This is a genomic window from Streptomyces sp. So13.3, assembly GCF_005860785.2.
In the GTDB taxonomy this organism is placed as follows: Bacteria; Actinomycetota; Actinomycetes; order Streptomycetales; family Streptomycetaceae; genus Actinacidiphila; species Actinacidiphila fildesensis.
Genome location: NZ_CP048835.1, coordinates 5,789,455 through 5,806,486, shown reverse-complemented (window position 1 = coordinate 5,806,486; position 17,032 = coordinate 5,789,455). Strand labels below are relative to the sequence as shown.

The 17,032-nt window shown below is 71.2% G+C and carries 15 protein-coding genes; 8 read left to right on the top strand and 7 right to left on the bottom strand.

From position 1 onward, the window contains the following. The first annotated feature begins 13 nt into the window (after window positions 1-13). Entirely contained in the window at window positions 14-889 is an 876-nt protein-coding gene (locus C8250_RS26285; RefSeq protein ID WP_232484670.1) for a L,D-transpeptidase family protein, read from the top strand. A 37-nt stretch (window positions 890-926) separates the two neighbouring features. On the opposite strand, the gene C8250_RS26280 is transcribed toward C8250_RS26285, so the two are convergent. The 3 genes from C8250_RS26280 to C8250_RS26270 form a co-directional block, all read right to left on the bottom strand. After that, window positions 927-3,248, bottom strand: a complete 2,322-nt coding sequence (locus C8250_RS26280) for a HEAT repeat domain-containing protein (protein WP_138352236.1) — start codon at window positions 3,246-3,248, stop codon at window positions 927-929. A 359-nt stretch (window positions 3,249-3,607) separates the two neighbouring features. Beyond that, window positions 3,608-4,600, bottom strand: coding sequence for a hypothetical protein (locus C8250_RS26275; RefSeq protein WP_138352237.1), 993 nt, complete (start codon window positions 4,598-4,600; stop codon window positions 3,608-3,610). A gap of 9 nt (window positions 4,601-4,609) precedes the next feature. Next, complete coding sequence (locus C8250_RS26270) at window positions 4,610-5,188, bottom strand: RNA polymerase sigma factor (protein ID WP_307811166.1); 579 nt, start codon at window positions 5,186-5,188, stop codon at window positions 4,610-4,612. Window positions 5,189-5,352: 164 nt separating this feature from the next. Between C8250_RS26270 and C8250_RS26265 the strand changes: the two genes are divergently transcribed. Beyond that, entirely contained in the window at window positions 5,353-6,138 is a 786-nt protein-coding gene (locus C8250_RS26265) for a DUF4253 domain-containing protein (protein WP_138352239.1), read from the top strand. A 45-nt stretch (window positions 6,139-6,183) separates the two neighbouring features. On the opposite strand, the gene C8250_RS26260 is transcribed toward C8250_RS26265, so the two are convergent. Then, window positions 6,184-7,710, bottom strand: a complete 1,527-nt coding sequence (locus C8250_RS26260) for a glycoside hydrolase family 20 protein (RefSeq protein ID WP_138352240.1) — start codon at window positions 7,708-7,710, stop codon at window positions 6,184-6,186. Window positions 7,711-7,862: 152 nt separating this feature from the next. Here C8250_RS26260 and C8250_RS26255 point away from each other — a divergent pair, with 152 nt between their 5' ends. The 5 genes from C8250_RS26255 (at window position 7,863) to C8250_RS26235 (ending at window position 12,064) form a co-directional block, all read left to right on the top strand. Next, entirely contained in the window at window positions 7,863-8,393 is a 531-nt protein-coding gene (locus C8250_RS26255; RefSeq protein ID WP_138352241.1) for a 2-oxo-4-hydroxy-4-carboxy-5-ureidoimidazoline decarboxylase, read from the top strand. 256 nt (window positions 8,394-8,649) lie between these two features. Continuing rightward, window positions 8,650-9,030, top strand: a complete 381-nt coding sequence (sdhC, locus tag C8250_RS26250; protein WP_138352242.1) for a succinate dehydrogenase, cytochrome b556 subunit — start codon at window positions 8,650-8,652, stop codon at window positions 9,028-9,030. A gap of 2 nt (window positions 9,031-9,032) precedes the next feature. Further along, on the top strand, window positions 9,033-9,500 hold the full coding sequence (locus C8250_RS26245; RefSeq protein WP_138352243.1) for a succinate dehydrogenase hydrophobic membrane anchor subunit: 468 nt from the start codon (window positions 9,033-9,035) through the stop codon (window positions 9,498-9,500). 27 nt (window positions 9,501-9,527) lie between these two features. Then, window positions 9,528-11,282 (top strand): succinate dehydrogenase flavoprotein subunit, encoded by a 1,755-nt coding sequence (sdhA, locus tag C8250_RS26240; RefSeq protein ID WP_138352244.1) that lies wholly within the window; start codon window positions 9,528-9,530, stop codon window positions 11,280-11,282. Then, a complete protein-coding gene (locus C8250_RS26235) occupies window positions 11,282-12,064 on the top strand; it encodes a succinate dehydrogenase iron-sulfur subunit (protein ID WP_138352245.1) in 783 nt (260 codons plus the stop codon). The genes sdhA and C8250_RS26235 overlap by 1 nt, the downstream gene beginning before the upstream one ends. Before the next feature lie 66 nt (window positions 12,065-12,130). Here the strand turns inward: C8250_RS26235 and C8250_RS26230 are convergent, their stop codons facing one another. Further along, window positions 12,131-13,063, bottom strand: a complete 933-nt coding sequence (locus C8250_RS26230; protein ID WP_138352246.1) for a hypothetical protein — start codon at window positions 13,061-13,063, stop codon at window positions 12,131-12,133. Window positions 13,064-13,298: 235 nt separating this feature from the next. On the opposite strand from C8250_RS26230, the gene C8250_RS26225 reads away from it, so the two are divergent. After that, window positions 13,299-15,443, top strand: a complete 2,145-nt coding sequence (locus C8250_RS26225; RefSeq protein ID WP_138352247.1) for a M4 family metallopeptidase — start codon at window positions 13,299-13,301, stop codon at window positions 15,441-15,443. 112 nt (window positions 15,444-15,555) lie between these two features. Here C8250_RS26225 and C8250_RS26220 read toward each other — a convergent pair whose 3' ends face one another. Beyond that, window positions 15,556-16,407 carry a carboxymuconolactone decarboxylase family protein gene (locus C8250_RS26220; RefSeq protein WP_138352248.1) on the bottom strand — a complete coding sequence of 284 codons (852 nt, stop codon included), beginning with the start codon at window positions 16,405-16,407 and terminating at the stop codon, window positions 15,556-15,558. Window positions 16,408-16,436: 29 nt separating this feature from the next. After that, the gene (locus tag C8250_RS26215; RefSeq protein WP_138352249.1) at window positions 16,437-16,976 is read right to left on the bottom strand and encodes a MarR family transcriptional regulator; all 540 of its coding nucleotides are present in this window, start codon (window positions 16,974-16,976) and stop codon (window positions 16,437-16,439) included. Window positions 16,977-17,032 lie beyond the last annotated feature (56 nt).

Sequence of the window (17,032 nt, the reverse complement as noted above, 5' to 3'; positions counted from 1 at the left end):
AAGGGTGACTGTCTTGCGTACGAAGAGAACTCCGATAGCGATCGTGGTGGCCGCTCTGGCGGCAGCGGCCCTGGTGGGCTGTGGCCCGCAGGACAAGCCCACCTCGGGCGCCAAGCCGACGCCTGCCGCGTCGACCACCGCGAGTCCCACCGACTCCGCGAGCCCGAGTGACTCACCCTCACCCTCGGCGTCGAGCTCGACCACGGCCTCCGCCACCCCCAGCGCTTCCGCGACCACGTCCAAGCCCCCGGTCGTGCCCGCCGTCATGAAGCAGGGCTCCACCGGCGCGCAGGTCCGTGAGCTGCAGGCCCGGCTGGGCCAGCTCAACCTGTTCAGCCGTACGCCCACCGGCACCTACGGCTCGGTCACCGCGAACGCCGTGAACGACTTCCAGGAGCGTTACGGCCTGCCGATGACCGGCAGCGTCTCCGCGCAGACCTGGACCAAGCTGCGCGGCGTGACCAAGCAGCCGACGCACGCGGCGATGTACCCGCCCACCACCCAGCCGGCCAGCGCCAAGCTCGACCCGCGCTGCATGACCGGCCGTGTGCTCTGCATCAGCAAGACCAGCCGGTCACTGTCCTGGGTGATCAACGGCAAGGTGCAGACCACGATGGACGTGCGCTTCGGCTCCCAGTACACCCCGACCCGCGAGGGCCAGTTCAAGGTGGACTTCAAGAGCCGTGACCACGTCTCGACGATCTACCACACGTCCATGCCGTACGCGATGTTCTTCAGTGGCGGCCAGGCCGTGCACTACTCGTCCGACTTCGCGGCCCGCGGTTACGCCGGCGCCTCCCACGGCTGTGTGAACGTGCGCGACAAGGCCGCGATCGCCTCCCTCTTCGACCAGGTCAAGGCCGGCGACAAGGTCGTCGTCTACTGGTGACCCCGGGCCGGCCTGACGTGAGGTCCGAGAACAGGACCTAACGGCCGCTGTCCACGACGGGCCCTGTTCCGGATATCCGGGACAGGGCCCGTCGGCATGCCAGGAGCAGTTTCTCGTCGGCGCACACATCGAGGGTGCCGTAGTGGTCGCCCTCGTTGTTGTGCCGACGGACGGCCGCCAGTTCGTCGCGCAGCAGCGGGGCGGCGCCGGCCGCGGCGGGACCTATCCCGGCGAGGCAGCCGGCGATGACCGTGCGGGTGTGCACGTTCTCCGCCCAGGCGGACCGCAGGACGGGCAGCACAGGACCGGCGTCGCCGGAGACCCGCCACAGCGCGACCGCCGCGTCCACCCGCATCCACACCGCGGGGTCCGCGAGCAGCTCCCGCAGCCGCGGCGCCGCACCGGCCGCCGCGGGGCCCAGCTCGCCGAGCGCCTCGGCCGCCGAGCGCCGGGTGTGCGGGCTGTCGCTGTTCAGGTGCGCGAGCAGCACCGGCAGGACCGCGGTGTTCCGCTCGATCGCCCAGAGCGCGGACGCGGCCTCCAGGGCAATACAGGAGCCGGGATCGGCCACCAGCGCGCGCAGATCGGGCAGCGCGTCGCGGGCGGCGTCACCGAACCGGGCGAGCGCGCGGATCGCCGAACACAGCAGCCAGTCCCGGCGGGCCTTCGGCGCCCCGCGCAGAATCCGCAGCACCTCGGGGAACGCCTCGGCGGCCGCGATCGCGGCCACTCCCCTGAGCAGCGGCTCCGCCTGGTCGTACGCCTCCTCGTCGTTCAGCGTCACCTCGGCGAGCCTGCGGCGCAGCAGGGGTGCGAGCGGGACCGCCGCCGCGCCCAGGTGCTCGATGGCGAACCCCAGGTCCTGGGGTATGTCCGGCCGGTCCAGGGCCGAGGCCAGCGCGGGCAGCGCCCGTGGGTCGCCCAGCCGGGCGAGGGTCTTGACCATGCCGCCGAGGCTCGGCCGCCCCTGCGACCACTCCTGGACCCAGCTCCCGGGATCCGCCGCGACCGCCTCGGCGAGGGCGTCGGCTGCGGGTGCGGACAGTTCGTACAGGTTTTCCAGCACCGAGGCGGCGCCGTCGCGCAGCCGCTCCTCGGGGTCGGCGAGCTGCTGCCCGAGCAGGACGACCAGCTCCTCGTACGGTCCGCGCCAGCCGCGCACCAGGCCGCCGCTCATCCACACGGCGTCGATCCGCCGGCCCCAGTCCGGGCTGCGCAACTGGTCGATGACGAGCGCGATGCGGTCGGCGACCCGGTCGTCGAGCGCGGTGTGCAGCGTACGGAGCAGGTCGGCGGCCCAGGGCGCGGAGCGGCCGGCCTCGGCCCGCTCGCGCAGCTCCCGCAGATGGCCGACGAAGGTGGCGGGCACCTGGCGCTCGGCGGACACCTCCAGGGGAGACCGGCTGCCCGCCTCCTCGCCGCGCACCGCGCGGAGCAGGGCGACGGCGGTCGGCACGATGTCCGCCGGCAGCCGTTCGGGCGCGCAGCGGGCGAGTTGGGCGAGCGCGGCCAGCCGCAGGCCCGGGTCCGCGGAGAGCGACCGGCTGTCGGACGAGCGGTCGGCGGGGCCGTCGGCGCGGTTGCCGGCGAGCCGGGCCAGCCAGTCGGCGGCCTCGGCGGCCGGGCCGCCCGGGCGCAGCGCGAGGGTGCCGACGGCCTCGACGAGGGCCAGCCGGGTCTCCGTGTCCCGCTCCACCGGCAGCCGGTCGCGCAGGACGTCGAGTATCCGCGCGGTCTCCCCGTGCAGCGCGCCGAGCGCCACCGGGACCGCGCGCCGTACATCGGGATCGGGGTCCGCGACGAGCTCGGTGAAAACTTCCGCCTGGGCCCGTACGGCGGTGACGGCCATCGCGTAGTTGGCCCGCCAGGCGGCCGCCTCCGCGTCTTCGGAGGCCGCGGCCTCTTCGGCGTCCAGCAGTCCGAGGATGTCCTCGTCGTCCAGGGCGTCCGTCGCATCGCCGGACCCGCCGGAACCGGTGCCGGGAGCGTTTCCGGAACCGTCCCCCAGCGCGCTCCACGAACCTCCCGCGACCGGGCCCCCGGCCTCGATCACGATCTCGTCCAGGTACTCCTCCGCGACCTCGTCGCCGCCCCCGATGCTGGTCAGCAGGACGACGATCCGGCCCCGGTCCCGCACCGCCGGATCCGCCACCAGCTCGAAGAGAAAGGGGATGCAGGCGAGCGTCGAGTCGTACACATCGCCCTGGTGATGAACGGCCCCGTACATCGCGTCGAGGGCGGCCTCCCGCTCCCCCGCGTCCGCCGAGGCCAGCCCCCGCAGAAGTTCGGGGACCTCCTCCGCCGATCCGTAGGCATGCCCCATAGCCGCCCAGTCGATCTCGTACAGTCCTGCCAACATGGCGTACCTCCCCCGGTTTTGCTCTCCCAACCGAGTCTGCACCACGGCACCGACATTCGGCCGGGAGTTATCGGCCGACCGCCAGGACCCGCCACCGGCCGCCGCGGACCGCCACCAGCCACTTCCGGCCACCGCCATGGAACACCCGGCGGGCGCGGCCGGGTAGGGGGAATGCACCCGGCCGCGCCCTGGGCGCGGACCCACCCGGCACGGGGAGCACCGGGGTCCGCCGGGCCGATGACCAGTCGACCCATTACTTAAAGCGTCAACCAGCTGGAAAGTGTCACCGGACGCTTCCGGGCCCGCAGGTCAGACGGTCCGGAGAGCCGGGAATACGGTCGCCGGCGAACCGGCAGAACCTAGTCGTTCCGGCCGTCGCCCTTGGTGTGACCGCCGCTCGTGCCACCGGACTTGCCGCCGTCAGCGTTTCCGGCACCGCCGGATCCGGCCACGTAGGCGGCGGCCAGCACCCGCGCGCAGTATTTCGGTACGTCCCGTTTGCTGCCCGCCGCCGCCACGAGCCGGTCGGACGACGCGCCGTCCAGCCGGCCGCCCGCCTTGATGTAGGCGCGGCACAACTCCACGTTCTGCCGGTCGCGTTCCCCGTGCGTCCCCTGCGGTGCGAGCGAGTGGGCGGACGGCGGCGGCGTCGCGGACGGGTTCGCGGGCGAGGCCGGCCGGCCGGGGGACGGCGTCGCCCCGTGCCCCGGATCCGATGACGCTCCGTGCGGTGCGTCGGCCGTCCCGCCGGTGAGCGGCGAGGACCCGCCGTCCGGGCCCGCGGTGCCGGAGCCGTCCGGCATGGCGGAGCTCGGGGCGCCGCTGCGCACCGGCGCGGAACCGACGTTGTCGGCGTCGAACGGCAGCGGCAGGATGCCGGGGCTCGCGGCGAGCACCGCGGCGCACAGGGCCATGGCGACCACCAGCGCGCCGACCGACGCCTTCAGCGACTTCGGCGCTCCCGCCACCTTCCCCCGACCTTCGGCCGGGGGTGCCCCCAGCCGCCCCGTTCTCGGCGTCAGTGCGGTGCCCGGTGCGGTGACCGGCCGGCCCAGCCGGACCACCGACAGGAAATCGGCATCCCCGGAACCCTGCTCGGGACCGGCGCCGGAACCGTCCCGGGGGCCGGCCTTCGGAGCCGCGTCGAAGCTCGTCAGGAAGGCGGCGACCGCCGCCTCCTCGCGCTCCGGATCGGCCGCCGCCGGCGCGGCGGCTGCCGCCAGCAGCCGGGCCAGCCGGGCCGCCCCGGCACCGCCGGACATGACGGACTCGCCGCGCAGGAGCCGCTCCGCGGCGTCCTCGTCGAGCCAGTCGTCGTCACGATGTCCGTCGCATCGCCGGTTTTCCGTCATCTCATATCCTCAAAGCGTCTTCGCCGCCGAAAACGTCACACCCGCGGTGCGGCTCTCGTCGTCCAGCAGTTCGGCGAGCCGGCGCAGCCCCCGGTGGGTGGCCATCCGCACGGACCCCGCGCGCTTGCCCAGCACCTGCGCCGCGCTGCTGGAGTCCAGCCCCATGACGACCCTCAGCAGGACCGCCTCGGCCTGTTCGCGCGGCAGCGTCGCGATGGCCGCGAGCGCGCGGTCGGTGGCCACCGCGTCCAGGGCCTCGCCCGCGGTGTCCGTGTGCGCCGGCATGTGCAGCAGGGCGTCGACGCCGGCCGCGGTGACCGGCCGCCGGCTGCGCGCCCGCAGGTGGTCCAGTGCCCGGTTGCGGGCGATCCGGGCCGCCCAGCCGCGCACCGCGTCGCCGTCACCGGTGAAGCCCGGCAGGTCGCGGGCGATCTGCAGCCACGCCTCCGACGCCACGTCCTCGGCCTCCGCCGGTCCGACCAGGGTCCTCACGTACTGCAGCAGTTGTGGCTGCACCGCCCGGTACAGCACCCGGAACGCGGCGTCGTCGCCCTCCTGCGCGGCACTGACCGCGGTCCCCAGATCCACCGCTCGCTCCACCCCCTCGAACACCGGCACCATCCTGCCCCATTGCCGCGGTGACACTTCCGGCGCCCGCGACGCTGTAATAGACGGCGGCCGGGGACGCTCCTGTGGGGGGAGGCGGCCCCCGGCCGTCCCAGCTCGTGCCCCCACACCGATGGAGCCCACCGATGCCCCTGGCCCGTCTCCCCGACGGCCTTCCGCCCGGCCGGTTCCTGCCCGGTGACTCCCCCGGGTTGTGGCTCTCCTACGAACCCGTCGTCGCTCCCGGCCGGCTCTGGGCCCGCTTCCAGGCGCAGCAGGACGAGACGGGCTGGTGCCCGGTCCTCATGGCCTGGCCGTGCGCGACGGGCCGCGGCCACCGCACCGAGGACATCGACGGCGTGGACGTCGAAGCAACGATGACTGATTCCTGGGGGTCGTACCAGGATTTGCGCTCATTGCGGCCGCCGCATCCCGCGATCGACGAGGTCTGGCCCGAGGACGTCGCCCTGCTCCTCGACGACCCGGGCCCGCCGTTCACCCGCTGGCCCGGCCTCGCCCGCACCTCCCCCGCGCACCAGGGGCCCCCGCCGGACGCGGTCGCCCGCCAGACGGTGGGTCAGATGCTGCACTACTTCACCACCCGCTTCATCGCGCACATCGCGCTGGTCCCGACCCGCCGCAGCGCCGATGTCCCGGCCCTCCTCGGGTGGGAGTCCGACGCGCCGGCCCTGGAGTTCTCCGCGCTGCTGCGCACCTGGGAGACCCGGTTCGGCGCCCGCGTCATCGGCTTCGAGGGCTCCTCCGTCTTCCTCTCCGTCGCGTCCCCGCCGCTGACGTCGGAGCACGCCGCCCATGTCGCCCTCGAACACGTCCTCACCGGCGCCTCCCACCTCAACGACGGCACCTTCCCGTTCCCCGACTACGCCGAGGCGCTGCGCGGGGAGCGGCTGTGGTCCTTCTGGTGGGACTGACCACAACACTGGGACCGACCGCACCACCTGTGGCCGGACCGTCCGTCAGCCCACCTTGTCGGCCAGAGCTGTGAAGGCCGGCCAGGAGAGGGGCGGCGTCCCGGGGTACCAGAGCTTCTGCGCCAGCGCGTTCAGCGGCAGCCGGATGCCCCGCGCCACCTCGTCCTGCGACTGCGCGTCCGCCTGGTCGCACCAGACGGCGAACCTGCCGCCGAGCACCCGGTCGGGCGTCGCCAGCGAGGCGGCCACCGGGCTGGCGCCGCGCAGGACGGCGGGGGTCCACTCCTTGTAGATGCGCTCGCCCGTCGGATAGGTGAAGTCGTTCGGCTCGCCGAGCACGTAGTACAGGTACTCGTCGTTGAGGTTGACGACCTTGCGGCCGGCTTTGAGGTATTCCTCCGGCTCGCGGGCGCCCAGTTCCTTCCCCGTCCAGTACTCGACCTCGCGGTCGCGGTCGGGCACGGCGCGCGGGGTGGAGAGGAATCCGTCGTTCCACGCCTTGGTCCGCTTGCCGAACTTCTTCGCCACCGCCTCGCGGTCGTTGAGCCAGCGGGTCGTCGCCTCGGCGACGGTCCCGCCGGGCGGGACGAGCTGCGGATACGAGCTCTCCGGGTCGCTGACGACCAGCGCCTGGTACTCGTCGCCGCCCAGGTGCCAGTAGGGGCCGGGGAAGAGTGGCGCGAACTCACGGGTCAGATCGTCGACCATGCGGGCCGAGGCGGCCTTCGAGATGTCGATCGCCCCGGGCAGCGCCCGGCCGGAGGCGTTGACCAGCTGAAGGTCCGGGTGGGCCCTGATGACGGCGCCGAGGTGCCCGGGGCTGTCGATCTCCGGGATGACGGTGACGTGGCGCTGCGCGGCGAGGTCGATGATCGCCCTGAGGTCCGCCTTGCTGAGATGGTCCCGCGACACGATCTCCGGGTGGCTGCTGCTCTCGATGCGGAAGCCCTGGTCATCGCTGAAGTGCAGATGCAGCTGGTTGAGCTTGAGGTCGCCGAGCTGCCGGATCCGGTCCTCGATCCAGTCGCGTGCGAAGGGCTTCCGCGCGATGTCGAGGAGCAGGCCGCGCTGCGGCCGGTCCGGGGCGTCCTTGATGACGCCTTCGGGCAACCCGGTGCCGGCGCGCAGCGTCTGCAGGAGGGTGCGGGTGCCGTAGAACGCCCCCGCGTCGGTGGGCGCGTCGATGGTGACCTGCCCGTTCCGTGCGGTGAGGACGTACGACTCGTTCACGTTCGCGGCGTTCTTCGTGGTGCCGGCGCCGGGACCGTCGATCCGCAGCGTGATGTCTCCCGTTCCGGCCGGCCCGTCCCCGTCGCTCCTGTCGTCGTCGAACCCGAAGGGGACCTGCAGCTGTCCGGCGAGCAGCCGCGCCTCGTCCTCGACGGCGCTGCCGCGCCCGGCGCGCACCCGGGTCCCCGGACCGAGGTGGAAGACACCGGATCCGGCCGGCCGGAAATCCCGTACGGAGGGGATGACCGGCAGTGTCCGGGTGGCCGGTGCCTCGTTGGGTGTGCCGACGGCCGGTGTGAGTACGGCGAGCGACAACGCCAGCCCTGTCCAGATTTTCCCCATACCGGACGTTATGGCAGACCATCCCCGTTCCGTCGTCCACTTCGTGACATATTTCGATCCCGTACGGGTGAAATCCACTCATCCGTCGGACGGAGTCGAACATGCCCCACTAACGTGTACCGCTTCCCCGCTTTTCCGACAGGAGTTCAGCGCTGTTCCCCGACACTCCGGCCCAGGGGCCCGTCCCCGCCGCCGGGCTCTCCCGGCTCAACGAGGCCCCCTTCGGCGCGGCGGAAGCCGCCCTGCGCGACTGCTGCGGAAGCCACCGCTGGGCCCGGCGGATGGCCCTGCACCGCCCGTACCCGGATCTTGACGCCCTACTCGCGGCGGCCGACGAGGCGGCGTACGACCTCACCCCCGGCGACCTCTCCGAGGCGCTGGCCTGCGAGGCCGCCACCCCGCTGCCGCACCGCGGCGGCCTGGCCGCGCACACCGCGCTGAGCGCCGCGCAGGCCGCGTACGAGAACAAGTTCGGCAATGTCTTCGTCATCGCCCTCAAGGGCGACGACCCGGCCAGCCTCCTCAACCAGGTCCTGACCGGAATCCGCGCCCGGCTCGCGAACGACGAGGACGAGGAACGGGTCGTCACCGCCGACGAGCTGCGCCGCATCACCCGGGCGCGGCTCGCCCGGCTGGTCTCGGAACGATCGAACGCACAGACCACGGCGGAACTGCACCGCTAGCTCCGGGGAACAACACCTCCGCAGGCGTCTCCGCCCGTACGCCCACCGGCCTTTGGCCCGCACATCCGGTCGCCCGTTCATTCGTAGGTTCCCCCAGACGTTCACCCAGTCGTGCGGGATCAATCACACCTGGCCTACCCGGGCATACGGAGCCGACAACGCGTCGCTACGATGGCCAGGGCCGGTGGACCGTACCCGGCCGGGCCCGTCCGACACCGAAGCCGGCTGGCCCCAAACCGCTCCCGGAGGGTTTTCCGTGCCGGCAGGAACGCTGTACCGCGGCCGGGAAGGCATGTGGTCATGGGTGGCTCATCGAGTCACCGGTGTCCTCATTTTCTTCTTCCTGTTCGTCCATGTCCTCGACACCGCACTCGTGCGGGTCTCCCCCGAGGACTACGACAAGGTCGTCGCGACCTATAAGACCTGGCCTGTCAGCCTGCTGGAGTACGGCCTCGTCGCGGCCATCCTCTTCCACGCTCTCAACGGGCTCCGCATCATCGCCGTCGACTTCTGGTCCAAGGGCCCGAAGTACCAGAAGCAGATGCTGTGGTCCGTCCTCGGCGTCTGGATCGTGCTGATGATCGGGGCCATCTACCCGGTTCTCGGGCACGCCGCACGCATTCTGTTCGGGAGCTGAGAATGTCTACTGACTCCGTGGAGCTCAGCTCCTCCAGTGCCTCGTTCAGCCCGGAGAACCCGGCGCCGTTCATCGAGGCCCCGCGCGCCCGTACCAAGCGCACTCCGCGTGCCACCCGCACCAACTTCGAGCTGTACGGCTGGCTGTTCATGCGCCTGTCCGGTGTCGTGCTCGTCGTCCTGGTGCTGGGCCACCTGCTGATCCAGCTGGTCCTCGACGGCGGCGTGACCAAGGTCGGCTTCGCCTTCGTGGCCGGCCGCTGGGCCTCGCCGTTCTGGCAGGGCTGGGACCTGGTCATGCTGTGGCTGGCCATGCTGCACGGCGGCAACGGTCTGCGCACCGTCATCAACGACTACGCCGAGCAGGCGAACACCCGGTTCTGGCTGAAGACGCTGCTGTTCACCGCAACGGCGTTCACGATCGTGCTCGGCACGCTGGTGATCTTCACCTTCGACCCGAACATCCGCTAGGCCAGGGACGGACAGGGAAACAACCCCATGCAGATCCACAAGTACGACACCGTCATCGTCGGCGCCGGCGGCGCCGGAATGCGCGCGGCCATCGAGTCGACGAAGCGCAGCCGCACCGCCGTGCTGACGAAGCTCTACCCGACCCGCTCCCACACCGGCGCCGCCCAGGGCGGCATGGCCGCCGCCCTCGCGAACGTCGAGGAGGACAACTGGGAGTGGCACACCTTCGACACGGTCAAGGGTGGCGACTACCTGGTCGACCAGGACGCCGCCGAGATCCTGGCGAAGGAGGCCATCGACGCGGTCCTCGACCTCGAGAGGATGGGCCTGCCCTTCAACCGGACGCCCGAGGGCAAGATCGACCAGCGCCGGTTCGGCGGGCACACCCGCAGCCACGGCGAGGCCGCCGTGCGCCGCGCCTGCTACGCGTCGGACCGCACCGGCCACATGATCCTCCAGACGCTGTACCAGAACTGCGTCAAGGAGGGTGTGGAGTTCTTCAACGAGTTCTACGTCCTGGACCTGCTCCTCACCGAGGTCGACGGGATCCAGCGGACCGCCGGCGTCGTCGCCTACGAGCTGGCCACCGGCGAGATCCACATCTTCCAGGCGAAGGCCGTCATCTTCGCCTCCGGCGGCACCGGCAAGTTCTTCAAGGTGACCTCCAACGCGCACACCCTGACCGGTGACGGCCAGGCCGTCGCGTACCGGCGCGGGCTGCCGCTGGAGGACATGGAGTTCTTCCAGTTCCACCCGACGGGCATCTGGCGGATGGGCATCCTCCTCACCGAGGGCGCCCGCGGTGAGGGCGGCATCCTCCGCAACAAGGACGGTGAGCGCTTCATGGAGAAGTACGCGCCCGTCATGAAGGACCTCGCCTCCCGCGACGTCGTCTCGCGCTCCATCTACACCGAGATCCGTGAGGGCCGCGGCTGCGGTCCCGAGGGCGACCACGTCTACCTCGACCTCACGCACCTCCCGCCGGAGCAGCTGGACGCCAAGCTGCCCGACATCACCGAGTTCGCGCGGACGTACCTCGGCATCGAGCCCTACACGGACCCGATCCCGATCCAGCCGACCGCGCACTACGCCATGGGCGGCATCCCCACCAACGTCCAGGGCGAGGTGCTGAGCGACAACACCACCGTCGTCCCGGGCCTGTACGCCGCCGGCGAGGTCGCCTGCGTCTCGGTGCACGGCGCCAACCGCCTCGGCACCAACTCGCTGCTCGACATCAATGTCTTCGGGCGCAGGTCCGGCATCGCGGCCGCCGAGTACGCGGCGACCACGGACCACATCGAGCTGCCGGAGGACCCGGCCTCCCGGGTCGTCGCCCAGGTCGAGGGCCTGCGCAACAACACCGGCACCGAGCGGGTCGCGGACATCCGCAAGGAACTGCAGGAGTGCATGGACACCAACGTGATGGTGTTCCGTACCGAGCAGACGATCAAGACGGCTGTCGAGACGATCGGCGCCCTGCGCGAGCGCTACAAGAACGTGTCCGTCCAGGACAAGGGCAAGCGCTTCAACACCGACCTGCTGGAAGCCATCGAGCTGGGCAACCTGCTCGACCTGGCCGAGGTCATGGCCGTGTCCGCGCTGGCGCGCAAGGAGTCCCGCGGCGGTCACTACCGCGAGGACTACCCCAACCGCGACGACGTCAACTTCCAGCGGCACACCATGGCGTACCGCGAGACGGACTCCGCCGGCAACGAGTCGATCCGTCTCGACTACAAGCCGGTCGTGGTGACCCGCTACCAGCCGATGGAGCGTAAGTACTGATGAGCACCCCGACGCTCGACAAGTCCTCCGGACACTCGGAGGCCCTGGACGCCGCCGAGGCCGCCGCAGGTCACCTGATCACGGTCACGATGCGGATCCGCCGGTTCAACCCGGAGGTCTCCGACGCGGTCGAATGGGTCGACTACCAGTTCCCGATCGATCCCAAGGAGCGCGTCCTGGACGCCCTCCACAAGATCAAGTGGGAGCTGGACGGCACGCTGACGTTCCGGCGCTCCTGCGCCCACGGCATCTGCGGTTCCGACGCCATGCGCATCAACGGCCGCAACCGGCTGGCGTGCAAGACGCTGATCAAGGACCTCAACCCGGAGAAGCCGATCACGGTCGAGCCCATCAAGGGCCTGACGGTCCTGAAGGACCTGATCGTCGACATGGACCCGTTCTTCCAGGCCTACCGCGACGTCATGCCCTTCCTGATCACCAAGGGCAACGAGCCGACGCGCGAGCGCCTGCAGTCCGCCGAGGACCGCGAGCGCTTCGACGACACCACCAAGTGCATCCTGTGCGCCGCGTGCACGTCGTCCTGCCCGGTGTTCTGGAACGACGGCCAGTACTTCGGCCCGGCCGCGATCGTCAACGCGCACCGCTTCATCTTCGACTCGCGCGACGAGGGCGGTGAGCAGCGGTTGGAGATCCTGAACGACAAGGACGGCGTCTGGCGCTGCCGCACGACGTTCAACTGCACCGACGCATGCCCCCGCGGCATCGAGGTCACCAAGGCCATCCAGGAAGTGAAGCGCGCGCTCATCACGCGCCGCTTCTAGGACGTCCCGCAACTGAGGGCCCTCTCCGCCACGGCGGACGGGGCCCTCAGCCGTTCCCGCCGGCGGTTACTCCCACTCCCAGCGCAGCGCCTGGAAACCGGGCTGCGGGTCCTCGACGGAGAACAGCGCCCGGCCCGACGCGCTGATCCAGACCGGTTCGACCGCGGGCAGCGGCCCGCCCGCCGTGGTGCCGACGCAGCGGTGGCTGCGGAACGGCACGGCGTCCGGATGGAACTGCACTTCGAGCGTGTAGAGCCGGATGGGCACCGGAAAGCCGCGCCCGCACTCGGTGGTGCGGGCGCCCACCGTCGGCATGCGGTACGTGTACTCGACGACCTCGGTCTCGCCCTTGGCGAGCACCCGGTCCAGCAGCAGTTCGGCGACGACCAGCGGTACCGAGCTGTCGATGCGGACCCGGCCGGGGCGGGCGTTGCGCACCCCGGTGAGGACGGGTAGCTCCCGTTCCGGGTCGTCGCCACGGGTGATGATCATGCAACGGTCCACCCGTTCCTGCTCGGCCCGCAGGACCAGGGTCGTCGTCCAGGTCGCCTCACAGCCGTTCGCGTCGATCTCGTAGCGGTCGTGCACCGCCAGCCGGGCGAGCCCGTCGTCGGCGGAGCCCATCTCGCCGAGCAGTCCCGGCAGGCTCTCGTACTCCTGCCAGAGCCGGGCGGCGTCGAGGTTGGCGGGCGGGCGGTTGACCCAGCGGCCGCGCGGGCGTTGCGGGCCGAGCAGGGAGACCAGGGAGTCGGAAGGGAGGGCGAGCAGCTCTTCCAGCAGGCGAACGGCCTGCCGGGACTGGGGGCGTTCGGGCCGGCTGCGGCCGCGGCGCCAGTAACTGAGAGTGGTGACGCTCACCTGGACGCCCCGGGTGTCGAGCCGGTGCCGGATACGTTCCATGCTGAGTCCGCTGGCCCGGACGGCGGCGTCGAGGGCGGCTTCGAAGGGGCCGGTGCGGAGCGCATCGGCGATTTCTGGAGGCAGCGGTCTATAGGTCACAGGGGGTGGTCATCCGTCCTGCGTGCCGGGTGTGGGGGAGGCACATGTTAGCGACCGGCCGGGAAACGGCCGGTGACGCGCATCACGCTGTGAACAGTCTTACCCAAAGATTTAGCGTTCACAGAGGTTGCACAGCTTGTGGGCCAGGCTTTAACGAGTTGTTGTAACTCCCGCAATTAAACAGAGTTGGGAGTTCGTTGCCCCGGGTCACCAGGCGCCGCCATGCTCCCTGGCCATGAAACGATCTGTACTCGCCAGCACCCTCACCCTCGCGGTCAGCGGGCTCCTGATAGCCGGGGCGGGCACCCCCGCCAGCGCCGCGAAGAACCCCCGGCCCATCCCGCCGAAGGCGAGCGAAGCTCAGGCACTGCGCGACGCGAACTCCGCCGTCGCGGCCCACCCGCAGTTGGTCAAGGCCGGCGCTCACGACGTGTTCACGTCACGCGACGTGACCGTCGACGCCGACGGCTCGCGCCACGTACATCTCGACCGCACCTACCAGGGCCTGCCGGTCCTGGGCGGCGACGTCGTCGTCCACTCGGCTCCGGACGGAACCGCGCGCGACGCCTCGCTGACCCTGGCGGCGCCGCTGAACCTGTCGGTCACGCCGAAGATCACCGCCAAGCAGGCCATCGCCACGGCGGCCAAGAAGTTCAAGGGCGTCAAGCACGGCAGCACGGCCAAGCTGGTCGTCGACGCCACCACCGCCACCCCGACGCTGGTCTGGCAGGTCGTCACCAACGGCACCGCCCCCGACCAGTCGCCGAGCCACCTGCACGTCCTGGTGAACGCGCAGACCGGCGCCGCCGGCCAGTCGTGGAACAGCTTCATCAGCACGGCCGTCGCGGGCCAGAACCAGGCGACCGCCCCCGCCACGACCGTCGCGGGCGCCGCCGCCTCCGGCACCGGTCACGGCTACCAGGTCGGCGACGTCACGCTGGGCACCAGCAGCGTCAGCGGCGGCTACCAGCTGCTGGACCCGACCCGCGGTAACGGGGAGACGCGGGACGCCCAGAACAAGACGACGACCAACGACTCGCCGCCGGCCGGCTGGGGCGCCGCGTTCACCGACACCGACAACGTCTGGGGCGACGGCACCCTCACCAACCGCGCCACCGTCGCCGTCGACGCCCACTACGGCATCCAGGCCACGTGGGACTACTACAAGAACGTGCACGGCCGCAACGGCATCAAGAACGACGGCGTCGGCGCCCGCTCCTTCGTCCACTACGGCGTCAACTACGGCAACGCCGGCTGGGACGACGACAGCTTCTCGATGATCTACGGCGACGGCGCGGTGGGCGACAAGCCGTTCACCGAGCTGGACGTGGCCGGCCACGAGATGAGCCACGGCGTCACCGCCGCGACCGCCGGCCTGAACTACTTCGGCGACGCGGGCGGCCTCAACGAGTCCACCAGCGACATCTTCGGCACCCTGGTCGAGTTCAACGCCAACAGCCCGGCGGACAAGCCCGACTACCTCATCGGCGAGAAGATCAGCTCCACGCCGCTGCGGTACATGGACGACCCGAAGAAGGACGGCGTCTCGCAGTCCTGCTGGACCACCGGCACCAAGAACCTCGACCCGCACTACTCGTCGGGCGTCGGCAACCACTTCTTCTACCTGCTGGCCGTCGGCTCCGGCTCCTCCACGTACGGCAACAGCCCGACCTGCGGCGGCGCTCCGGCCGTCACCGGCATCGGCAACGCCGACACGGGCAAGATCTGGTACCGCGCGCTCTCCACGTACATGACGGCCGCCACCGACTACCCGGGCGCCCGCACCGCGAGCATCAAGGCCGCCAAGGACCTCTTCGGCGGCAGCAGCGCCCAGTGCGCCGCGGTCGAGAAGGCCTGGACGGCAGCCGCCGTCGCCGCGACCTCCACCACCTGCGGCGGCACCGGCACCACCCCGCCGCCGGACGGCATCAACCTGCTGGCCAACCCGGGCTTCGAGTCCGGTGCGACCACCTGGGCCCAGACCAGCGGCGTCATCACCAATGAGACCGGCGCCACCCCGCACGCCGGTTCGTACTACGCCTGGCTCAACGGCTACGGCACCACCCACACCGACACCCTGTCCCAGTCGGTGACCATCCCGGCCACCGCCGCCGCCCCGAAGCTCAGCTTCTGGCTCGGCATCACCACCAAGGAGACCGGCTCCACGGTCTACGACACCCTCAAGGCCCAGGTCGTCTCCGGCACCACGACGACCACCCTGGCGACGTACTCCAACGTCACCCCGAGCGGCTACGTCCAGCGCACCCTCGACCTGTCCGCCTTCAAGGGCAAGACGGTCACCATCAAGTTCCTGGGCGCCGAGGACTCCTCCGCGGCCACCAGCTTCCTGATCGACGACACCGCCGTCACCAACGGCTGACCCACCTGCCCCCCACGGGGTGGCGGCCCGGACGGAACGGCATAGGCCTTCCGCCCGGGCCGCCGCCGTTTCCGCTTCCGGCAGCCGGACGGGCACCTGACGAACGGCGCGTTCAGTGCTCCGGGTTGTTCTCCGCTCGGTCGGCGAAGACCTCGCGGGCGGCGGCGATGCCGTTGAGGGCGGCGGGGAAGCCCGCGTAGCCGGCCATCTGGGTGATGATCTCGACGGTTTCGTCCTCGGTGCCGCCGACGTTGAGGAAGCCGTGGAGGTGGACGCGGAGTTGCGGGGCGGCGTTGCCCAGGGCGGTGCACATGGCGACGCTGGCGAGCTCGCGGGACTTGAGGTCGAGGCCAGTGCGGGAGTAGATGTCGCCGAAGCTGTACTCGATCAGGTATCGGGCCAGGTCGGGGGCGATGTCCTGGAGCGAGGCGACGACGGCTTCGCCGGCGTGGCCGTCGATGCGGGCCAGCGCTTCCAGGCCGCGCTCGTAGCGGGTGGTGCCCGGCTCGCTGGGGGTGGCCGGTGCGACGGGGCCGGCGGCCGGGTCGTCCGACTCCTTGCGCGCGGCGAACGCCTCGCGGGCGACCGTGAGGGCGTTGAGGGCGGCCGGGAAGCCCGCGTAGACGCTGGCGTGGATGAAGGTCTCCACGATCTCCCGCCGGCTGATGCCGACGTTGAGCGCGCCGTCGATGTGGAAGCGCAGCTGCGGAGCCCCGTTGCCCATCGCGGCGAGGGCCGAGATGGTGGCCAGCTGGCGCTGCGGGAGCGTCAGGCCGGGGCGGGAGATGATGTCGCCGTAGCCGAACTCGACGGTGAACCGGGCCAGGTCGGGGGCGATGTCGGCGAGACTGTCGAGCACGGCGGGCCGCTCGGTGCCGGCGATCTGCTGCAGTACGGCGAGGCCGCGCGCGTAGCGCTCGGAGGGGGCGTCGGCGGCGGCGGTGTTCTTGTCTGTGGTGGCCATGGCATCGAACGTACGGGTTGGAGTGGGCTCTAACGCAAGCTCTGCACGTCCTCCGCCGCCAACAGGATCCGGCGCAGCAGGTCGGACAGCGTGCGGCGTTCGCCGGCGTCGAGCGCGCCGAGCAGCCGGTACTCCTCGTGGCCGAGCACGTCCATCGAACCGAGCCAGGTCGCCCGGCCCTCCTCGGTCAGTTCGATGTCGACCCGGCGGCGGTCCGTGGCGGAGGGGGTGCGGCGGACGAAGCCGCGGTGGGCGAGCGTGTCGAGCCGTCCGGTGACGGAGGCGGGCGCCATGTCCAGGTCGTTGGCGAGCTCGGAGGGGCTGGCCTTGCCGCCGCGGCCCGCGAGCGCGTGCAGGGTCTCGAACTCGTGCCGCTGGAGGTCGTAGTCGGCGAGCGACTGGTCCCGGAAACGGCGCAGATGGTGGGCGATCATCTTCATCCGGGTGACCGCGCCCTCGATGTCGGGGTCGAGGTCGGGGAGGACGGGCAGCCAGCGCTCGACGTGCTCGTCGGTCCGGTCCCGGTCTCCACTGCGACCGCTGCCGCCGCCGGCGTCACTAGGGCTCATGTCGTCACTCTACGCCCGTTCCGTCGGCATCGAATTATTCGTTGACGAAAGGTTCG

Excerpts from the sequence above, each read along its gene's own strand:
- C8250_RS26280 (WP_138352236.1), bottom strand. The coding sequence starts at position 3,248 with ATGTTGGCAGGACTGTACGAGATCGACTGGGCGGCTATGGGGCATGCC.
- C8250_RS26275 (WP_138352237.1), bottom strand. The coding sequence starts at position 4,600 with ATGACGGAAAACCGGCGATGCGACGGACATCGTGACGACGACTGGCTC.
- C8250_RS26265 (WP_138352239.1), top strand. The coding sequence starts at position 5,353 with ATGCCCCTGGCCCGTCTCCCCGACGGCCTTCCGCCCGGCCGGTTCCTG.
- C8250_RS26260 (WP_138352240.1), bottom strand. The coding sequence starts at position 7,710 with ATGGGGAAAATCTGGACAGGGCTGGCGTTGTCGCTCGCCGTACTCACA.
- C8250_RS26245 (WP_138352243.1), top strand. The coding sequence starts at position 9,033 with ATGTCTACTGACTCCGTGGAGCTCAGCTCCTCCAGTGCCTCGTTCAGC.
- sdhA (WP_138352244.1), top strand. The coding sequence starts at position 9,528 with ATGCAGATCCACAAGTACGACACCGTCATCGTCGGCGCCGGCGGCGCC.
- C8250_RS26235 (WP_138352245.1), top strand. The coding sequence starts at position 11,282 with ATGAGCACCCCGACGCTCGACAAGTCCTCCGGACACTCGGAGGCCCTG.
- C8250_RS26225 (WP_138352247.1), top strand. The coding sequence starts at position 13,299 with ATGAAACGATCTGTACTCGCCAGCACCCTCACCCTCGCGGTCAGCGGG.
- C8250_RS26220 (WP_138352248.1), bottom strand. The coding sequence starts at position 16,407 with ATGGCCACCACAGACAAGAACACCGCCGCCGCCGACGCCCCCTCCGAG.
- C8250_RS26215 (WP_138352249.1), bottom strand. The coding sequence starts at position 16,976 with ATGAGCCCTAGTGACGCCGGCGGCGGCAGCGGTCGCAGTGGAGACCGG.